Raw genomic sequence first — 17,739 nt, forward strand, 5'->3', positions numbered from 1 at the left:
TCCGCGAAACGCTGCGCTCCTCGGCGCAGCCAGAGGGGGTGGGTCGGGCCATCGCGATGCTCGGCCCAGCAGACCCAACGGGCCTTCGCGTTGCTCGGCCCGGGTGAAAGATCCAAGGCTTACGCGCCCGCACACCCCACACACAAGGACGCGCCGTGGCGCGTTGACCCTAGTCCCCTCTGGCTGTGCCGAGGAGCGCAGGAGAAAGCGGGATAAGGGCCGCAGCTGTCTGAGCGAAGCGAGTTCTGCGGACCCCCGCTTTCTCCGAGCACCGCAGGTTGCCCGCAGCGAAGCGGAGGGACACAGACAGCGGGGTCGCCTTCTTTTGCTTACTTTTCTTGGCGAGACAAGAAAAGTAAGTCGCCCGCCGGGGCGAGACCCGGCCAACGGCCTAACCAAAAAGCGCACCCTCAAAAAAACATCAAGCCCTGAACCTCTTCCGAGTCAAAGCCAACGCCACCCAAAACGCCACCCCCGCATAAACCACCAGCACAGCAACATGCCGACCCCACCCCACAGGCCACTGATCCATGAACAATGGCCGAACCAACGCCACGGCATTCGCCAACGGCAACCACCCCGCCACCACCTGCACAGCCCCAGGCAGTTGCTCGAGCGGAAAAAACACCCCACTCAAGAACATCATCGGCGTCATGAACAAGGTGAAGTAGTAGGTGAAGAAGTCATACCCCTTCGCCATCGCATTGAAGATCAGCGCGATCGATGAAAACGTGACCCCTGCTCCCGCCAACACCAGCCACGCCACGAACAGCTTCGGACTGTGGCTGATCCCCAGCCCCAGCATCACGAACAGGATCGCCGTCACCGTGAAGATCGACTTGAACGCCGCCCACAGCATCTCCGCCAGCACGATGTCGTCGAGCCCCACCGGCGCGTTCATGATCCCGTCCCAGGTCTTCTGCACGTGCATGCGCGAGAAGGCCGAATACAGCGCCTCGAACGAGGCCGCGTTCATCGCGCTCATGCAGATCGAGCCGCTCGCCAGGAACAGGATGTAGGGCACTTTCGTCTCGCCCACGCTCACCTGCCCCACCAGCGCCCCCATGCCGTAGCCGAAGGCCACGAGCCAGATCAGCGGCTCGGCGATGTTGCCGATCAGGCTCGGGATCGCGAGCTTGCGCCACACCAGCAGGTTGCGCAGGAACACGGGCCACCAGCGCATCGACAGCTGGGGCGGCCGCCACGCGGAAGGCGAGGGTGGCGAAGAAGAAGAGGAGGGCTCGGTGGCGAGGGTCGAGGTGGTCATGCGATGCGATCGGTGGGTGTCTCTGATGTTCTCGTGGCGTGGCGCGTCACAGGCGTCAGCCGTCCTCGCGAATCTGCCGCCCCGTGAGCTTGAGGAACAGGTCCTCGAGATTCGCGGGCCGGTGGAAGGTGCGCAGGCCCGGGTGCTGCGACAGCGCCTCGAGCAGGCGGCGCGCGTCCTGCGTGTAGAAGAACACCGTCTCGCCGCTGACCTCGACGCGCGCGGCCAGGGCGCGCAGAGCGTCGACGTTCGCCAGCGCGAGCGCGCCGTTGCCGTAGACCTCGACCACGTCGGGCTCGAGGTGCTCGGCGATCAGGTCGCGCGGGCGGCCCTCGGCGATCTTGCGGCCGTGGTCGAGCACCAGCAGGCGCGAGCACAGGCGCTCGGCCTCGTCCATGAAGTGGGTGGTCAGCAGGATCGACTTGCCCTGCTGCAGCAGCACCTGCAGGCGCTCCCACATCAGGTGGCGCGCCTGCGGGTCGAGGCCGGTGGTGGGCTCGTCGAGCAGCAGCAGCTTGGGGTCGTTGACCAGCGCGCGCGCCAGCGAGAGCCGGCGCCGCATGCCGCCCGAGAGCTCGCCGGGCTTGGCATCGGCCTTGTGCGAGAGCGCCGCGAACTCGAGCAGCTGCGGCACGCGCTCGCGCACCTGCTTCTTCGCGAAGCCGAAGTAGCGGCCGTAGACCACGAGGTTCTCGGCGCAGCTGAAGTCGGGGTCGAGGGTGTCGAACTGCGACACCACGCCGAGCTGCGCCTTGATCGCGAGCGCGTCGCGCGGCATCTGCAGGCCCAGCGCCTCGATGCTGCCGCCGTCGGGCGCGGTGAGGCCCAGACACATGCGGATGGTGGTGGTCTTGCCGGCGCCGTTCGGGCCGATCACGCCCAGGCATTCGCCGGGCGCGATGTCGAACGAGAGATCGTCGACCACCGTGGTGTCGCCGTAACGCTTGCGCAGGTTCGCCACGCGAAAGAGCGGCGCGGCGGGCGCGGCGGTCGGCGAGGGGGGAACGGCAGCTTGGGAGGAGGAGTACACGGGCTGGACCTGGAAGGAGAAAGACGAGGAGGGCCGCGGAACGCGACGATTCTGACGCAGGCCGGCGCGCGGCGCCGTCCGTCGGAGGACCAGGGTTCATCGCGAGTCCACGGCGCGCGCGAGCGATACACAATCGCGGCTTCGCCGGCCCCGGCCGCGTTCCGTCCACGCATCCTTTCGTCCGAACTTCCATGCAGACCCGCCACAGGCCGTGCACTTTCTTCCTCCGGGGCCGCGGCCGATGACGGCGTCGACCGCGTCGCGGCCCTGGCGCGCGCTGCTGCTCGTGCTGTGCAGCGCGCTGCTCGCGGCCTGCGCGCCCTTCCATCGTTCGATCGGCGCGGCGGAGCGCGCGAAGCTGCCCGAGGTCGACGTGCGCGTGGTGGTCGCGCAGGAGAGCTTCATGTTCTCGGCCCAGCCGCCCGGCGCGGCCGCGGCGCTCGGCGGCGGCATGATCGGCGCGCTGATCGACTCCTCGGTGCAGCAGGCGCGGCAGAAGGAGATGAGCGCCGAGGTCGGCGCCACGGTCGGGCCGCTGCTCGACTACGACTACCGCACCGAGGCCGGCATCGCGCTCGGCGAGATCGGTGCCACCGGCCTCCATCCGCCGCTGCGCATCGCCTCGGCGCAGGTGCTGCCCGCGATGCCGCCCAAGGCGCAGCACGAGGCGCGCATCGCGGCCACGCGCAACGGGCCCGCCTACCTCGTGCTGCTGCTGCAGTACGCGCTCGAACCGGGGCTCGGTGCCTTCACCACGCGCACCACCGCGCTGCTGTGGCAGGGTGGCGGCAGCGAGCCGGTCTACCGCGCGGGCGCGATCTACCAGTCGCCGATCGGCGGCGGCACGCGGCCCACGGTGGTGCGGCGTCTGGTCGCCAACGATGGGCAGGCGCTGCGCGCCGTGATGCGCGACTCGGTGATGCAGACCCTGCGCCTGTTCGCGCTCGACATCGCGGGCGCGCGCGCGGGGCCGGTGAAGACCGCGCGCTTCAACGTCAACGGCACCTGGGTCGTGATCGGCGGCCAGGGCATCGAGGACACGCAGGCCGGCGCGCCGCGCGTGCTGTTCCGCGACGAGGACAAGGCGCTGTATTCGATCCGGAGCACCGTGCCATGACGCGGCTTCGCTTCCATCGCACCGCGGCGCTCGTGCTGCTGGCCTGCGCGCTGACGCCTTGGGCGCACGCGGTCGACGAGAACGAGCCGCTGAGCATGGTCTTCGAGTCCTCGCCCGAGCCCGGGCAGCGGCCCGACGAGGCACCGGTGCTGGCGTTCCGCATCGCGCAGCGCTGCACGCTGTTCGTCGCTCGCGTCGACGACATCCGCCGCAACAAGAGCCACATGGGCAACCTCACGCGCATGATGCCGACGGTGCATGCCACGCCGCGCCGCGTGGAGTCGCTGCGCGGCGGCGATGCCGTGCCCTGGGTGCGCGACGCGCTGCTGGCCACGCGCCGCTACGGCTTCGACACGCTCGCGGCCGCGCCGCCGGCCGCGGGCCTGGCGCGCCGCCAGCTCGGCGCCGAGGTCTCGCTGCGGCTCGCGCATGCCTGGTCGGTCGACCTCAACCTGGTGTCGCACGTGGCGATCAAGGTCGACTACCGGCTGCCGGGCGGCGCCACCGTCTCGCGCCAGTACCACGGCATGGGCACGCGCGCCAACTGGGCCAGCGCCAACGGCGAGTTCATGACGGTGCTGAACCTCGGCCTCGAGGAAGCCGTGCGCGGCATGGTCAACGACGCCGAGCGGCTGTGCGACGGCCGGCCGCTGCCGCCCGAGGCACCCTGAGCGACAGGGCTACATCCGCAGCCCGGTGAACTCGTCCTTCATCCAGTCGATGAAGGCACGCGTGCGCGCCGGCAGCAGCCGCGCGTTCGGATAGACCACGCTGACCGGGCGCGGCGGCGGTTCGAAGTCCTCGAGCACCAGCGCGAGCCGGCCCCGCGCCACCAGCGGCAGCACCTGGTAGGAGAAGAAGGTGCCGAAGCCCATGCCGGCGGCGCAGGCCTCGACGGCGGGTGCGAGGTGGTTGAACTCGAGCCGCGTGACGGTCGCCACATGGATGGTGCGGCTGCCTTCGTGGAAGCTCCATTGCGCGGGCGCGTCGATCCGGCCGCGCACCGCGGGCGCGCCGGCCAGGTCGCGCGGATGGCGTGGCGTGCCGTGGCGCTTCAGGTAATCGGGGCTCGCGGCCACCACGCGGCGGATGCTGCCGAGGGTCTGCGCGACCAGCGAGGAATCTTCGAGGCTGCCGATGCGGATGCCGACGTCGATGCCTTCCTCGAGCAGGTTCACCGTGCGGTCGTACAGCAGCACGCTGCAGCGCACACGCGCATGGCGCTGCATGAAGCGCGTGATCGCGGGCGCCACGTACATGTGGCCGAACAGCACCGGCGCGGTGATCGCGAGCCGGCCCTCGGGCTCGCGCGCCTCGGCCTGCAGCGCGAGGTCGGCGGCATCGGCCGCCAGCAGCACCTCGCGCGCGGCGGGCAGGTAGTGGCGGCCTTCCTCGGTCAGCGACAGCCGCCGCGTGGTGCGATGGAACAGCCGCACGCCCAGGTGCGCCTCGAGCGCCGCGAGCGCGCGCACCACCGCGGGCAGCGAGCTGCCGAGCGCCTCGGCGGCGCGGGTCAGGCTGCCCTGGTCGGCAATCTGCACGAAGGTCTGCATGGCCTTGAAGCGATCCATCGGGCGATTAGATCGGATTCATCCAAAAAACGCAGCAGTCAAATCCGGGGATGCGTATTTATCCGATCGACGCAAGAGCGAAGAATCGATGCCGACGCCATCACTTCGAGGATTCCGCCCATGACCGCTCCCCGCCAACCGGCCCGGCCCATCAAGCTCTACGGCACGCCGGTCTCGGGCCACGTGCATCGCGTGCGCCTGTTCCTGACGCTGCTCGACCTGCCCTTCGAGGCCATCGACATCGACATGCGCGCCCGCGCCAACCGCGCGCCCGATTTCCTCGCGCGCAATGCCTTCGGCCAGGTGCCGGTGATCGAGGACGGCGAGCTCACGCTCGCCGATTCGAACGCGATCCTGGTCTACCTCAACGAGCGCTATGCCCCCGACCCCGGCCGCTGGATGCCGCGCGATGCCTACGGCGCGGCGCAGGTGCAGCGCTGGTTCTCGGTGGCCGCGGGCCAGCTCGCCTTCGGGCCGGCGGCCGCGCGCGTTTACGCGCTGTTCGGCCGGCCCGACGATCCGAGCGAGGTGCGCAAGCGCGCCCATGCGCTGTTCGAGGTGATGGAGCAGCATCTCGCGGCCCAGCCCTTCCTGGCCGGCGAATCGGTCACGCTGGCCGACATCGCGAACTACGCCTATGTGGCCCATGCGCCCGAGGGCGGCGTGCCGCTCGATGCCTATGCGAACGTGCGGCGGTGGCTCGCGCGCGTCGAGGCGCTGCCGGGCTTCGTGCCGATGGTGCGCTCGCCGGTCGCGCGGGCCGCCTGAGAGCTTTCGCCATGATCGACATCCCCTTCCACGCCGGCGAGCGCGCGATGCAGCTGCAGGCCGGCTCGCGCGAGGTCATGGCCATGGCGGGGCCGCGCGTGATCCGCGACTTCATGCCCGACCAGCACCGCGATTTCTTCGCGCTGCTGCCCTTCCTCGTCACCGGCAGCATCGACGCACAGGGCCAGCCCTGGGCCAGCATGCTGGCCGCGCCGGCGGGCTTCGCGCATTCGCCCGACCCGGCGCACCTGCGCATCGATGCGCTGCCCGATGCCGACGATCCGCTCGCGGCCTCGCTGCGCGACGGCGCGACGCTCGGGCTGCTCGGCATCCAGCCGCACACGCGGCGGCGCAACCGCATGAACGGCACGGTCGAGGCGCTCGACGCGGCGGGCTTCACGCTCGAGGTGCAGCAGAGCTTCGGCAACTGCCCGAAGTACATCCAGGCGCGCGAGCCCGCCTACCGGCCGCCGGCCTCGGCGCCCGCGGCGGTGCAGCGGCTCGATGGGCTCGACGACGCGGCACGCGCCTTGATCCGGCGCGCCGACACGCTGTTCATCGCGAGTGCCCATCCCGCGAGCGCGGCCATCGCCGGCGACGAGGTCGATGCCAGCGCGCGCGGCGTCGACGTCTCGCACCGCGGCGGCCGGCCCGGCTTCGTGCGCGTGGACGACATCGGCGGCGGTGTGCTGACGGTGCCCGACTTCACGGGCAACCGCTTCTTCAACACCCTGGGCAACCTGCTGGCCTATCCGCGCGCGGGTCTGTTGTTCGTCGACTTCGACAGCGGCGAGATGCTGCATGTCGCGGCCACGGCCGAGATCGTGATCGACGGGCCCGAGCTCGCGTCCTTCAAGGGCGCCGAGCGGCTGCTGCGGCTGCGCGTGCAGCAGGTGCTGCGCCGGCCCGGCGCGCTGCCGCTGCGCTGGGGCGCGGCGCAGCTGTCGCCGTTCCTGGAGCGCATGGGGCAGTGGGCCGAGGCAGCGGCCTGAGTACCGGGCGCCGTGTTCAGTCGAACTGCGGAATGCGCCCGTTGACCGACGGCCGATAGCGCCAGCCGCGCTCGAGCAGCCGCTCGACCTCGGCGCGGCGCTCGCGCAGCAGGGCCTCGAGCCCGGCCGCCGCGAGCGTGCAGGCCAGCGCCTGTCCCGGGCACGCATGCAGGCCATGCCCGAAGCCCAGCATACGGCGCCGCGCGCGCAGCGGCTGGAAGCGATCGGGCTCGGGATTGAAGGCCGGATCGCGGTTCGCGGCCGCCAGCACCAGCAGCACCGCATCGCCCGCGGCCAGCGTCGTGCCCGCGATGTCCACCGGCTCGGCCACGAAGCGCCGCGTGTTGTGCACCGAGGGATCGTGGCGCGCGGTCTCCTGCACCACCAACTGCAGCCCGTCGCGCGTGGCCGCGGCCTCGCGCGCGGCCGGTTCGCGCCGCCAGGCGATCAGGCCGTTGCCGAGCAGGCCGGCCGTGGCATCGCAGGTCTGCGACAGCAGGCCGACGAGGTTCGCGAGCAGCGCACGCGAGGGCGGCGTGCCCGCGGGGTCGGCCTCGCGCACCGCCGCGAGCAGCGTGCCGCGCGCGGCCGGTGCGTCGGCCACCAGGGCTTCGAAGCGCGTCATCAGCGCGGCCGCCGCAACGCTCGCCGCACGCAGCTGCGCTTCGCTCGACAGCGGCGACAGGCAGGCCACGAAGTCGCGCATCCAGCCATCGACCCGCGGCAGCGCCGCATCGCCGAAGCCCAGCAGCCGCGCCACCGCGCGCAGCGGGATCGAGAACAGCGCGTCCGACAGCGGCAGCGCGCGCGTGAGCGCGGCCGTTTCGAGCGCGGTGGCATGCGCGCCCTGCAGGTCGAGGCCCGCGAGCGCGCGCTGCAGCGCGGGCCGGTGCGCCTGGTGCGCCGCGCCTTCGTTCATGCGCACCAGGTGGCCGAAGACCTCGCCCGCGGGCTGGCCGACGATGGCGCGCGGCACCGGCTCGGCGGCCGGGCGCACGCGCAGCGCGCCGTGGACCTGCAGCAGCGTCTCGATGACCTCGGCGCGGCTCGCGACCCACAGGCGCAGCGTGGCGTTCCAGGCCAGCGGCGGGCCGTCGCGCAGGGTGGCGTAGTAGGGATAGGGATCGGGATGCACGACGGCCTTGACGGGGTCGGCCGGGGGCATCGTCTCGAGGGTGGGGTGCGGCGTGCTCATGGCCGAAGTCTGCGCCGCCCGTGTCCGCCACACTTCGCTCGCGGCCGAAGTGTGGGATGGCATGGCGCCTTAGGATCGCCGCATGAACACCGCCGCCTCCGCGAACCCGGACCTCCAGCTCGCCCGCCTCGCCGGCGCCATCGCCGAGCCCGCGCGCGCCCGCATGCTCAGCTGCCTGATGGACGGCCATGCACGCACCGCCACCGAGCTCGCGACCGTGGCCGAGGTCGCGCCCTCGACCGCAAGCGCGCACCTCGCGCGGCTCAAGGAGGAACGGTTGGTCGCGCTGCTGGTGCAGGGCAAGCACCGCTACTTCCGGCTCGCCGACGACGACGTGGCGGCCGCGCTCGAAGGCCTGATGGTGGTGGCCGGCGCGCCGCGCGTGGCCGGGTTCAAGCCCAGCACGCCGAGCCGGCTGCGCAGCGCGCGCACTTGCTACGACCACATGGCCGGCACGGCGGGCGTCGCGCTGCACGACCGGCTGCATGCGCAGGGCTGGCTCAGCGGCCTCGCGAGCGGCTCCTACGAACTCACGACCGAGGGCGCGGTCGCGCTCGAGAGCCTGGGCGTGGAGGTCGACGCGGTGCGGCGTTCGCGCCGCCGCTTCGCCTGCGCCTGCCTCGACTGGAGCGAGCGCCGCCCGCACCTGGGCGGCGCGCTCGGCGCCGCCTGGCTGCAGCTCTCGCTGAAACGCGGCTGGGTGCGCCAGGAGCTCGACGGCCGCGCGCTGGCGCTCACGCCCAAGGCCGTGCGCGAGATGCCCGAGCTGTTCGCGGGTGCCTGATCAGGTCTCGAATCAGGCCTTGAGCTTGAGCAGGTAGATCAGCGGGCCCGCCATCGCGGTGTCGAGCTCGAGGAAGCCCTCGAAGTCCTTGCCCGCCATCCAGTAGGCGTCCCAGTTGTTCTTCCGGATGGTCTTCTGCCAGAGGTCGGCCACGGTCGCGCGGCGCACCGCCTCGAGCAGCACCGCGCGCCGCTCGGGCGTCACCTTCTTGCCGGTGAGCACGCCACGCCAGTTGGCGAGGTCGGCGTCCACGCCCTGTTCGCGCACCGAGGGGATGCCGAGGAAGGGCCGTTTGGCCGACACGCCGATGGCGCGCAGCTTGCCGCTCGCGAGGGCCTCGCTGAATTCGCTGTAGCCCGAGATGCCGGCCGCCGACTTGCCCGACTCGAGCGACTCCACCACCTGCGCGCCGCCCGGGTGCGGCTGGTAGACCAGCGCCGCGGTGTTGCCCGCCACGCGCGCCAGCATGCCGGCATACATGTGGTCCACGCCGCCAGCCGAACCGCCAGCGATCACCGTCCTGGCGGCGTCGGCGCGCAACTGGGCGATCAGGTCCTTGGGCGTCTTGATCGGCGAATCGGCGCGCACCGCCACCACCTCGTAGTCGCTCGTGAGGCGCGCCACCGGCGCCACCTGGGCCAGCGTCACGGCCGGCTTCTGCAGCGCCACCGCGCCGACCATCACCATGCCGCTCATCAGGATCGCGTCGGGGTCGGCGTCGTACTTCTCGACGTACTTCGCGAGGCCGATGGTGCCGCCCTTGCCGCCGATGTTCTCGTAGACCACGTCGCCCACCGCGCCCGAGGCCAGCATCGCGGCGCCGAGCGCGCGGCCGGTCTGGTCCCAGCCGCCGCCCTCGTTGGCGGGGATCACGATGCGCAGCTTCGCGGTCAGCTGCGGCTCGGCCGCGCGCGCGGCCCCCGTTCCCAGCACGGCCATCGCGCCCAGCCAGGCATGGAAGCGCCGGCGTCCGGGCGAAGGCGGCAGGGCGGTCGGGTGCGGCATGCTTGTTTCCGATTGTCTAAAAAGGTAAACAAATGATGGCGCAAGGCGCCTGTCGTGTCGGTGACAGGCATCCAGGGGAAAACCCGGGGAATGGGCCCTCGGCCCTGCCAAATGCGGAACTAAGTCACGCTTTGGGCCGACGCGGCCTCACTGGAACGCCACTTCCGCGAAGCTGCGCAGCTTGCGGCTGTGCAGCCGGGTCGAGCCTTCCTGGCGCAGGATCTCGATCGCGCGCATGCCGATGCGCAGGTGCTGCTCCACGCGCTCGCGGTAGAAGTGGTTGGCCATGCCGGGCAGCTTGATCTCGCCGTGCAGCGGCTTGTCGCTGACGCACAGCAGGGTGCCGTAGGGCACGCGGAAACGGAAGCCGTTGGCCGCGATGGTCGCGCTCTCCATGTCGAGCGCCACCGCGCGGCTCTGGCTGAAGCGGCGCTGCGGCTGGTTGCCGGGCAGCAGCTCCCAGTTGCGGTTGTCGGTGCTCGCCACCGTGCCGGTGCGCATGATCTTCTTGAGCTCGGGCCCCTCGCACTTGGTGACGTCGGCCACCGCCTGCTCGAGCGCGAGCTGGATCTCCGACAGCGCGGGGATCGGCACCCACAGCGGCAGCTCCTCGTCGAGCACGTGGTCCTCGCGCACGTAGGCGTGGGCCAGCACGTAGTCGCCGAGCTGCTGCGTGTTGCGCAGGCCCGCGCAGTGGCCCAGCATCATCCAGGCATGCGGGCGCAGCACCGCGATGTGGTCGGTGATGGTCTTGGCATTGGCCGGGCCGACGCCGATGTTGACCATGGTGATGCCGCTGCAGTCCTCGCGCACCAGGTGGTAGGCCGGCATCTGCGGCAGCCGCGGCGGCGCCGTGCCCTGGCTGCCGTCGAGCAGGTGGCCGAAGGTGGCGCTGGCGCCGGCCGAGAGCCCGCGCCGGCGCGTCACCACGTTGCCGGGCTCGATGAAGGCGATGTACTCGCTGTGCTCGTCGGCCATCGCCTCGTGGCCCAGGCGCACGAACTCGTCGATGTAGAACTGGTAGTTGGTGAACAGCACGAAGTTCTGGAACCAGTCGGGCAGGGTGCCCGTGTAGTGGCGCAGCCGGTGCAGCGAGTAGTCGACGCGCGCGCCCGTGAACAGCGCCAGCGGCTGCGCCTCGCCGGGCAGCGCCTCGAAGGTGCCGTTGGCGATGCCGTCGTCCATCGCGCCGAGGTCGGGCAGGTCGAACACGTCGCGCATCAGCGCGCGCCGCTCGGGGCTCATCGTGCCCTCGATGTGGTCGTTCTCGGCGAACGAGAAATGGATCGGGATCGGCTGCGTGCTGGTGCCCACCTCGAGCTCGACCTGGTGGTTCTCGAGCAGCAGCCGGAACTGGTCGAGGTAGTAGCGCGCATAGAGGTCGGGCCGCGTCAGCGTGGTCTCGTAGCGCCCGGGCCCGGCCACGAAGCCGTAGCTCAGGCCGGCATTGGCCGGCGGCGTGTGGCGCGCCACCGTGTGGGTGTGGACCCGCACGAAGGGATAGCAGGCGCGCACGCGGCCCGGCAGCTCGTCGCCGTCCACGAAGCGCAGCATCGATTCGCGCAGATGGGCGAGTCCGCCCTGGTAGATGGCCTTCACCTGGTCGAGCGCGGCGGCGGCGTCGGTGAAGCGGGCGGGTGCGACGAAGGGGGGCATGTAGGGCATGGCGGCATTGTGCAATGCCGTCATGACCGCTCGCGGGCTGGAGCCTCAGGCCAGCAGGCAGCCCAGCACCTTCGCGAGCATGTCGTCCACATCCGCCGCGGGCACCGCGCCCGGCAGCGCGATGTCGCCGTGCATCACGAACACCGGCTTGCCCCACTTCAGGCCCATCGCCATCTCCGACAGCGTGCCCATGTTGCCGCCGATGGCGACCAGACACAGGCCGCTGCGCGCGACGATGCCGTTGCGCAGCTCGCCCATGCCGGTGGGTATGGCCACGCCGAGCCATTCGTTGGCGTTGCGGTCGTCGTCCTCGGGCAGGATGCCCACGGCGATGCCGCCGGCTTCGGCGGCGCCGCGCGAGGCCGCGGCCATCACGCCGCCGCGTCCGCCGCACACCACCGCCATGCCCGCGCCGGCCAGCGCATGCGCGACCGCATAGGCGGCCTCGCACTCGGCGGGCCCGCCATCGCCGGGGCCGATGATCGCCACCGGCTGGCGATGGCGTTCGGGCCCGCGCTGCCGCTGCGCGAGGCGCGCGAGCGCCTCAATGACCGGCGCCGACCGCACCGCGTTCACGCCTTCGCGCAAGCACATCGCCCACTCCCATCACGATTACGCACACCACCATCAACACCAGCGACAGGGCCGCCGCCACCGCGAAATCGGAACCGCCGTCGCCCACCTGCGCCAAGAGCATCAGCGGCAGGATGTTGAGCTGCGTGCCCACCAGCGCCAGCGCCGTGCCGTAGGTGCCCATCGCGATCGCGGCCACCATGCAGGCGTTCGACAGCACCGAGGGCGCGACCTCGGGCAGCACCGTGTCCCAGAAGGCCCGCGCGCGCGAGGCGCCGAGCGTGCGCGCGGCCTGCGCCGGGCGCGGGTCGAGGTTGGCGAACACCGGGTACAGCGACAGCGCCACGCGCGGGATCAGGTAGTAGGCATAGGCGAAGCCCAGGCCCGACACGCTGTAGATCCAGCTGCCGAGCACGGCGGGATCGGCGCCGAGCCCGGCCATGAGCTGGGTCACGAAGCCCGCGCGGCCGAAGGCCAGGATGAAGCCGTAGGCGATCACCAGCCCCGAGAAGGCCAGCGGCAGGCCCAGCAGGGTCATCAGCCACTGGCGCCGCGCGGCCGGCTGGCGCGCGAGCTCGATCGCGATGCAGGTGCCGACCAGCGCCGACACCGCGCCCGCCGCCAGCCCGAGCGCCAGCGTGTTGCGCAGCGCGCCGAAGAACAGCGGGTTGCCGACCAGCCGGCCGAAGGCGCTGCCGCGCTCGGCGAAGGCCTCGGGCAGCAGCGCCGCCAGCGGCACCGCGAAGAACAGCGCCATGAAGGCCCAGGCGGGCCAGGCACCGAAGCGTCTCATCACGAAGCGCCTACTTCCCCAGCGCGGCCTGGGCCCAGAGCTTGTCGAGCTCGGCCTTGCGCTCCGAGGCCTTCACCACGTCGAGCGGGCGGATCTGCGGCGCGGCCGGCATCTTCGCGGCGACGTCGGCGGACAGCGGCGTGCCCGGCACCGCGGGCCGCACGAAGCCCTGCGCGAACAGCGACTGGCCGGCCTCGCTCATGATGAAGTTGAGCCACAGCTTGCCGGCGTTCGGGTTCGGGCCGTTCTTCACCAGGCTGATCGCATAGGGCGCGGCCACGCTGGCCTCCTTCGGGATCACGACCTCGACCGCGTCGCCCATGCCGTCGACATGCTTGGCCTTGAGGCCGTCGTTCTCGTAGCTGATCCAGACCGGGATCTCGCCCTTGAGGAACTTGGCGTACGGCGTGGTGCCTTCCACGCGCAGCACGTTGCCGGCCGCATGCAGCTTGCCGAGGTAGTCGGTGCCGGGCTGCACGTTGTCGACGCCGCCGCCGTTGGCATAGGCCGCGGCGAAGGTCAGCACCTGGCCGATGCCGGTGGAGCGCGGGTCGAGGTAGACCACCGTGCTCTTGAACTCGGGCTTGAGCAGGTCGGCCCAGCCGGTGGGCACGTTCTTCACCAGCTTCCTGTTCACGAGGAACGCGATGTTGAGCGTGTGGATGGTGAACCAGCGGCCCTCGGCCTCGCGGAACACGGCCGGCAGCTTGTCGAAGTTGACGGGCTTGAACGGCGCGACCACGTCCTTCTTCGCGGCATCGACGGCCGAGGCCGCGAAGTAGTAGGCGGTGTCGGCCTGCGGGCGGCGTTTCGTTTTTTCCAGCGCGACCACGGTGGCGGCCGAGCCGATGTCGTTGTAGGTCAGCTCGATCTCGGGATAGCGCTTCTTGAAGTCGCGGAACAGCGACTTCCAGTTGGCCCATTCGGGGCCGGTGTCGAAGGAGACGCACAGGCCTTCCTTCTGCGCCTCGGCATAGAGCGCCTTCTCGCCCGCGTAGAGCTCGGGGCCGTCGAAGGCGAAGGCGGTGCGCGCGAGCGCCAGCACGGGCAGGGCGCCGGCGGCCTGGATCAGATGTCTGCGTTGCATGGAAGTGGCTCCTTGGGAGGAAGGGATGTCAGTGGTCGAGCAGGCGAAGGTGTTCGGGCGCGATCGCGATGGCCTCGGTGGCCGGCCGCGCCGATTCGGCGAGAAAGGGCCTGGGCGCGCCCGGCACCTCGAAGTCGTAGCGCGTCAGCGAGCCCAGGTAGCGCTGCGCGCCGCAGCGGCCCGCGATGCGGTTCGGCGTGCCGGGCGCGGGATCGGCCGCGATGTGCTCGGGCCGCACCAGCACGTGCAGCGCGGTGCCGGGCGCGCGCATGCCGGTGGGCGCCGCGAGCTGGGCGAAGCCCAGGTCCAGCTTGTTGAGGCCCGCCACCTTGGCCGGCAGGATCGTCGAGAGCCCGACGAACTCGGCCACCGCGCGGCTCGCGGGCTCTTCGTAGATCTCGCGCGGCGTGGCGATCTGCAGCAGCCGCCCATCCTTGAGCATCGCCACGCGGTCGGCCATGGCGAGCGCCTCTTCCTGGTCGTGCGTGACCAGCAAGGTGGTGGCGCCGAAGCGCTGCTGGATCGCGCGGATCTGGTCGCGCAGGTGGCCGCGCACGCTGGCATCGAGCGCCGACAGCGGCTCGTCGAGCAGCAGCGCGCGCGGGTCGATCGCGAGCGCGCGCGCCAGCGCCACGCGCTGCTGCTGCCCGCCCGAGAGCTGCGCGACGGCGCGCCGCGCGTACTCGCCCAGCCCCACGGTGTCGAGCAGCGCCTGCGCGCGCTGGCGGCGCTCGGCGGTCGCCACCTTTCGCAGCTTGAGGCCGTAGGCCACGTTGTCGAGCACGCTCAGGTGCGGGAACAGCGCATAGCTCTGGAACACCATGCCGATGTGGCGCCGGTGCACCGGCGTGCGCGACATGTCCTCGCCGTCGAGCGCGATGCGGCCCGTGTGGCCGGTCTCGAGGCCCGACACCAGCTTGAGCAGCGTGGACTTGCCCGAGCCGCTGGGCCCGATCACCGCGACCAGCTCGCCGGTGCGCACGTCGAGCGAGACCTCGTGCAGCCCGTGCGTGCTGCCGGGGTAGTTGTAGCTGACCGTGTCGAGGAGGAGGCTCATGGCGTGACGGCGCGTTGCTTCACCAGGGAGGAGGAAAGAAGCGCCGACGCGCTCGCCAGCACCAGGAGGATGACGGTGGCCGCGCAGGCGAAGCCCGTGGCGCCGTAGAAGGCCTGCAGCAGCACCACCGGGTAGGTGCGGTTCTGGAAGCTGGTGAGCAGGTTCGACACGCCGAACTCGCCGACCGAGATCGCCGCCACCATCACCAGCCCGCTGATCAGGCTCTGGCGCAGGCTCGGCAGCACGATGCCGCTGAACTGCTGCCAGCCCGTGGCGCCGAGCGTGGCCGCGGCCTGCTCGAGCCGGTCCAGGTCGAGGTGGCGCAGGTCGGTCAGCAGCGTGTTCGTGAGGTAGGGCAGCGTGAGGATCGCGTGCGCCGCGATCAACAGCGGCATCGAGCCCAGCCAGGGCGCGAGGTCGGTGTTGAACACGATCATGTAGCCGAAGGCCAGCGTGATCGCCGGCACCGCCACCGGCGTGGCGCTCACGATGCGCGCCGCCAGGCTGCCGCCGCGCCGCGCGCCGTGATACAGCGCATAGGCCAGCGGCAGCGCCAGCACGGTGTTGATCGCGCAGGCCGAGAGCGCCACCACCAGGCTGCTTACGAAGGCCTTGCGAAACGAGGTGTCGAGCCAGAGGTCGACATACCACTGCCCGGTGAGACCGGTGGGCAGCAGCGTGTTGGTCCAGTTGCCGCCCACGCTGCCGACCAGCAGCAGGGCGATGGGCAGCAGCAGGTACAGGCCGTAGAGGAGCGAGATGCCGCGAACCAAGGGTATGTCTCCGTGTCATGCGCGGCCGGCATACTTTCCGGATGCGCTACTGTCTGCGTCGGGTCCTCCGCCGCATCGGCCTGAATTCTAGGAAGCGCCTTGGTATTCATGGGTGAAAGTTGGATGACGACACTTGAGCTGTTGGCAACTGTTTTTCACCGAACTTTCATCAACCGGAGCCATGCATGAAGCGCGACTGCCCCACCATCCAGGAGCTGCTGGCCTTCGACGCGGTGGCGCGCCACGAGAGCCTGACGCTCGCGGCCGGCGCCCTGTGCATCACCGTGAGCGCGGTCAGCAAGCAGATCGCGGGGCTCGAGGCCTTCCTCGGCCGCGCCCTGTTGCAGAAAAACGGGCGCGGCGTGCAGCTCACGCCGCAGGGCCGCGTCTACTGGCAGAAGATCGCCGGCGGCCTGCGCGCGATCGAGACCGCCACCTTCGAGGCGCGCTCGGGCGATGCCGGCGCCGGCCTGCTCACGCTCGCGAGCGTGCCCACCTTCCTCACCAAGTGGCTGATCCCGCGGCTGCCGGCCTTCAGCCAGAAGAGCCGGCACGTCATGCTGAGCTTCAGCCGCCATCTCGAGCCCAGCGACGGCATCCCGGCCGGGGTCGACGCGGCGATCCGCTACGGCCCCGACGGCTGGCCCGGCGTGGTGTCCGAATACATCGCGGGCCGCGAGTTCGTGCTGATCGTGGCGCGCTCGCTGGTCGAGGGGCGGCACCGCATCGCGCAGCCGGCCGACATCCTCGGCCACACGCTGCTGCACCACGAGGGCGCGCCCACCGCGTGGCGCCAATGGGCCGCGCAGCACGGCGTGCCCGAGGTGCAGACCGTGGCCGGCCCGCGCTTCGCGCAGTACTCGGCGCTGATCCAGGCCGCGCTCAACGGCCTGGGCATCGGCCTGGTGCCGAAGCTGCTGGTGCAGGAGGAGTTCGCCGAGGGCTCGCTGCTCAGTCCCTGCGGCACGCCGGTCGGCGTGAACCAGGGCCACTACCTCTGCTACCGGCCCGACCGGCTCGACCTGCCGGCCTTCGCGGCCTTTCGCGCCTGGCTGCTCGACGAGGGCCAGAAGTCGCGCGGCGTGGAGGCCGAGGCATGAAAACGCGCGAGTGGTTACGCTCGCCATCCCTTCTCACGACAAGGACGATGCATCGATGAAAGTCGCAGTCATGGGCGCCGGCGCGGTCGGCTGCTATTACGGCGCCATGCTGGCGCGCGCGGGCCACGAGGTGGTGCTGATCGGCCGGCCCGCGCACGTGGAGGCCGTGCGGGCCCGCGGCCTGCGCCTCGAGGCCCAGACCTTCGACGAGCACGTGCCCATGGCCGCGAGCACCGAGCCCGACGCCGTGCGGGGCGCCGACCTCGTGCTGTTCTGCGTCAAGTCGACCGACACCGAGGCCGCCGCCGCGCAGATCGCGCCGCACCTCGCGCCCGGCGCGCTGGTGCTCACGCTGCAGAACGGCGTGGACAACGACGAGCGCGCGCGCTCCGTGCTGCGGGACCACGAGGTGGCCGCGGCCGTGGTCTATGTCGCGACCGGCATGGCGGGCCCGGGCCACGTCAAGCACAACGGCCGCGGCGAACTCGTGATCGCGCCCTCGGCCCGCGGTGAGGAAGTCGCGCAGGCGCTGCGCGCGGCCGGCGTGCCGACCGAGATCTCCGACAACGTGCGTGGCGCGCTGTGGGCCAAGCTGGTGCTCAACTGCGCCTACAACGCGCTGTCGGCGATCACGCAGCTGCCCTACGGCGTGCTGGTGAAGAACGAGGGCGTGCCCGGCGTGCTGCGCGACGTGGTGGCCGAATGCCTCGCGGTCGCGCGGGCCGAGGGCGTGACGATCCCGGGCGACATCGATGCCGCGGTGGCGGGCATCGCGCGCACCATGCCCGCGCAGTTCTCCTCGACCGCGCAGGACCTCGCGCGCGGCAAGCGCAGCGAGATCGACCATCTCAACGGCTTCGTGCTGCGCCGCGGCGAGGCGCTGGGCGTGCCGGTGCCGGCCAACCGGCTGCTGTGGACGCTGGTGCGGCTGCTCGAGGACAAGCCGGCGCGGGCCTGAACCG

General features: G+C 71.3%; 18 protein-coding genes. 7 read left to right on the top strand and 11 right to left on the bottom strand.

Annotated elements, in window-relative coordinates:
* Positions 1-421: 421 nt before the first annotated feature.
* Positions 422-1,267, bottom strand: coding sequence for an ABC transporter permease (locus KV106_RS21725; RefSeq protein WP_261212273.1), 846 nt, complete (start codon positions 1,265-1,267; stop codon positions 422-424).
* A 55-nt stretch (positions 1,268-1,322) separates the two neighbouring features.
* Positions 1,323-2,297, bottom strand: coding sequence for an ATP-binding cassette domain-containing protein (locus KV106_RS21730; RefSeq protein WP_261212275.1), 975 nt, complete (start codon positions 2,295-2,297; stop codon positions 1,323-1,325).
* A 241-nt stretch (positions 2,298-2,538) separates the two neighbouring features.
* On the opposite strand from KV106_RS21730, the gene KV106_RS21735 reads away from it, so the two are divergent.
* Both KV106_RS21735 and KV106_RS21740 read left to right on the top strand, forming a co-directional pair.
* On the top strand, positions 2,539-3,414 hold the full coding sequence (locus tag KV106_RS21735; RefSeq protein WP_261212277.1) for a hypothetical protein: 876 nt from the start codon (positions 2,539-2,541) through the stop codon (positions 3,412-3,414).
* Complete coding sequence (locus KV106_RS21740; RefSeq protein WP_057592586.1) at positions 3,411-4,085, top strand: hypothetical protein; 675 nt, start codon at positions 3,411-3,413, stop codon at positions 4,083-4,085. Before KV106_RS21735 ends, KV106_RS21740 begins: the two co-directional genes overlap by 4 nt.
* Positions 4,086-4,094: 9 nt before the next feature.
* Here the strand turns inward: KV106_RS21740 and KV106_RS21745 are convergent, their stop codons facing one another.
* The gene (locus KV106_RS21745) at positions 4,095-4,985 is read right to left on the bottom strand and encodes a LysR family transcriptional regulator (RefSeq protein WP_261212280.1); all 891 of its coding nucleotides are present in this window, start codon (positions 4,983-4,985) and stop codon (positions 4,095-4,097) included.
* Positions 4,986-5,105: 120 nt separating this feature from the next.
* Here KV106_RS21745 and KV106_RS21750 point away from each other — a divergent pair, with 120 nt between their 5' ends.
* A complete protein-coding gene (locus KV106_RS21750; RefSeq protein WP_261212282.1) occupies positions 5,106-5,753 on the top strand; it encodes a glutathione S-transferase family protein in 648 nt (215 codons plus the stop codon).
* An 11-nt stretch (positions 5,754-5,764) separates the two neighbouring features.
* Positions 5,765-6,745 carry a pyridoxamine 5'-phosphate oxidase family protein gene (locus tag KV106_RS21755; RefSeq protein ID WP_261212285.1) on the top strand — a complete coding sequence of 327 codons (981 nt, stop codon included), beginning with the start codon at positions 5,765-5,767 and terminating at the stop codon, positions 6,743-6,745.
* 16 nt (positions 6,746-6,761) lie between these two features.
* Here the strand turns inward: KV106_RS21755 and KV106_RS21760 are convergent, their stop codons facing one another.
* Complete coding sequence (locus tag KV106_RS21760) at positions 6,762-7,940, bottom strand: cytochrome P450 (protein WP_261212287.1); 1,179 nt, start codon at positions 7,938-7,940, stop codon at positions 6,762-6,764.
* Positions 7,941-8,022: 82 nt separating this feature from the next.
* Between KV106_RS21760 and KV106_RS21765 the strand changes: the two genes are divergently transcribed.
* On the top strand, positions 8,023-8,724 hold the full coding sequence (locus KV106_RS21765) for an ArsR/SmtB family transcription factor (RefSeq protein ID WP_057592581.1): 702 nt from the start codon (positions 8,023-8,025) through the stop codon (positions 8,722-8,724).
* Positions 8,725-8,736: 12 nt separating this feature from the next.
* Here KV106_RS21765 and KV106_RS21770 read toward each other — a convergent pair whose 3' ends face one another.
* The 7 genes from KV106_RS21770 to KV106_RS21800 all read right to left on the bottom strand — a co-directional run bounded on the left by KV106_RS21770 (position 8,737) and on the right by KV106_RS21800 (position 15,677).
* Positions 8,737-9,729: a Bug family tripartite tricarboxylate transporter substrate binding protein gene (locus tag KV106_RS21770; protein WP_409976547.1), complete on the bottom strand. Its 993-nt coding sequence runs from the start codon at positions 9,727-9,729 to the stop codon at positions 8,737-8,739.
* A 147-nt stretch (positions 9,730-9,876) separates the two neighbouring features.
* Positions 9,877-11,394 carry an AMP nucleosidase gene (locus KV106_RS21775; RefSeq protein ID WP_057592580.1) on the bottom strand — a complete coding sequence of 506 codons (1,518 nt, stop codon included), beginning with the start codon at positions 11,392-11,394 and terminating at the stop codon, positions 9,877-9,879.
* A gap of 45 nt (positions 11,395-11,439) precedes the next feature.
* The gene (locus KV106_RS21780) at positions 11,440-11,988 is read right to left on the bottom strand and encodes a TIGR00725 family protein (RefSeq protein WP_261212290.1); all 549 of its coding nucleotides are present in this window, start codon (positions 11,986-11,988) and stop codon (positions 11,440-11,442) included.
* Complete coding sequence (locus KV106_RS21785; RefSeq protein WP_057592579.1) at positions 11,939-12,760, bottom strand: ABC transporter permease; 822 nt, start codon at positions 12,758-12,760, stop codon at positions 11,939-11,941. The genes KV106_RS21780 and KV106_RS21785 overlap by 50 nt, the downstream gene beginning before the upstream one ends.
* Positions 12,761-12,770: 10 nt before the next feature.
* Positions 12,771-13,847 (bottom strand): extracellular solute-binding protein, encoded by a 1,077-nt coding sequence (locus KV106_RS21790; protein WP_064262350.1) that lies wholly within the window; start codon positions 13,845-13,847, stop codon positions 12,771-12,773.
* Positions 13,848-13,875: 28 nt separating this feature from the next.
* Positions 13,876-14,904, bottom strand: a complete 1,029-nt coding sequence (locus KV106_RS21795; RefSeq protein WP_057592578.1) for an ABC transporter ATP-binding protein — start codon at positions 14,902-14,904, stop codon at positions 13,876-13,878.
* Positions 14,901-15,677 carry an ABC transporter permease gene (locus KV106_RS21800; RefSeq protein WP_057592577.1) on the bottom strand — a complete coding sequence of 259 codons (777 nt, stop codon included), beginning with the start codon at positions 15,675-15,677 and terminating at the stop codon, positions 14,901-14,903. Before KV106_RS21800 ends, KV106_RS21795 begins: the two co-directional genes overlap by 4 nt.
* A 185-nt stretch (positions 15,678-15,862) precedes the next feature.
* On the opposite strand from KV106_RS21800, the gene KV106_RS21805 reads away from it, so the two are divergent.
* Both KV106_RS21805 and KV106_RS21810 read left to right on the top strand, forming a co-directional pair.
* Positions 15,863-16,777 carry a LysR substrate-binding domain-containing protein gene (locus KV106_RS21805; RefSeq protein WP_057592576.1) on the top strand — a complete coding sequence of 305 codons (915 nt, stop codon included), beginning with the start codon at positions 15,863-15,865 and terminating at the stop codon, positions 16,775-16,777.
* Positions 16,778-16,832: 55 nt separating this feature from the next.
* A complete protein-coding gene (locus KV106_RS21810; protein ID WP_314733649.1) occupies positions 16,833-17,735 on the top strand; it encodes a ketopantoate reductase family protein in 903 nt (300 codons plus the stop codon).
* Positions 17,736-17,739: the final 4 nt, after the last annotated feature.

Origin of the sequence: Variovorax endophyticus (genome assembly GCF_025376855.1) — a bacterium.
In the GTDB taxonomy this organism is placed as follows: Bacteria; Pseudomonadota; Gammaproteobacteria; order Burkholderiales; family Burkholderiaceae_C; genus Variovorax.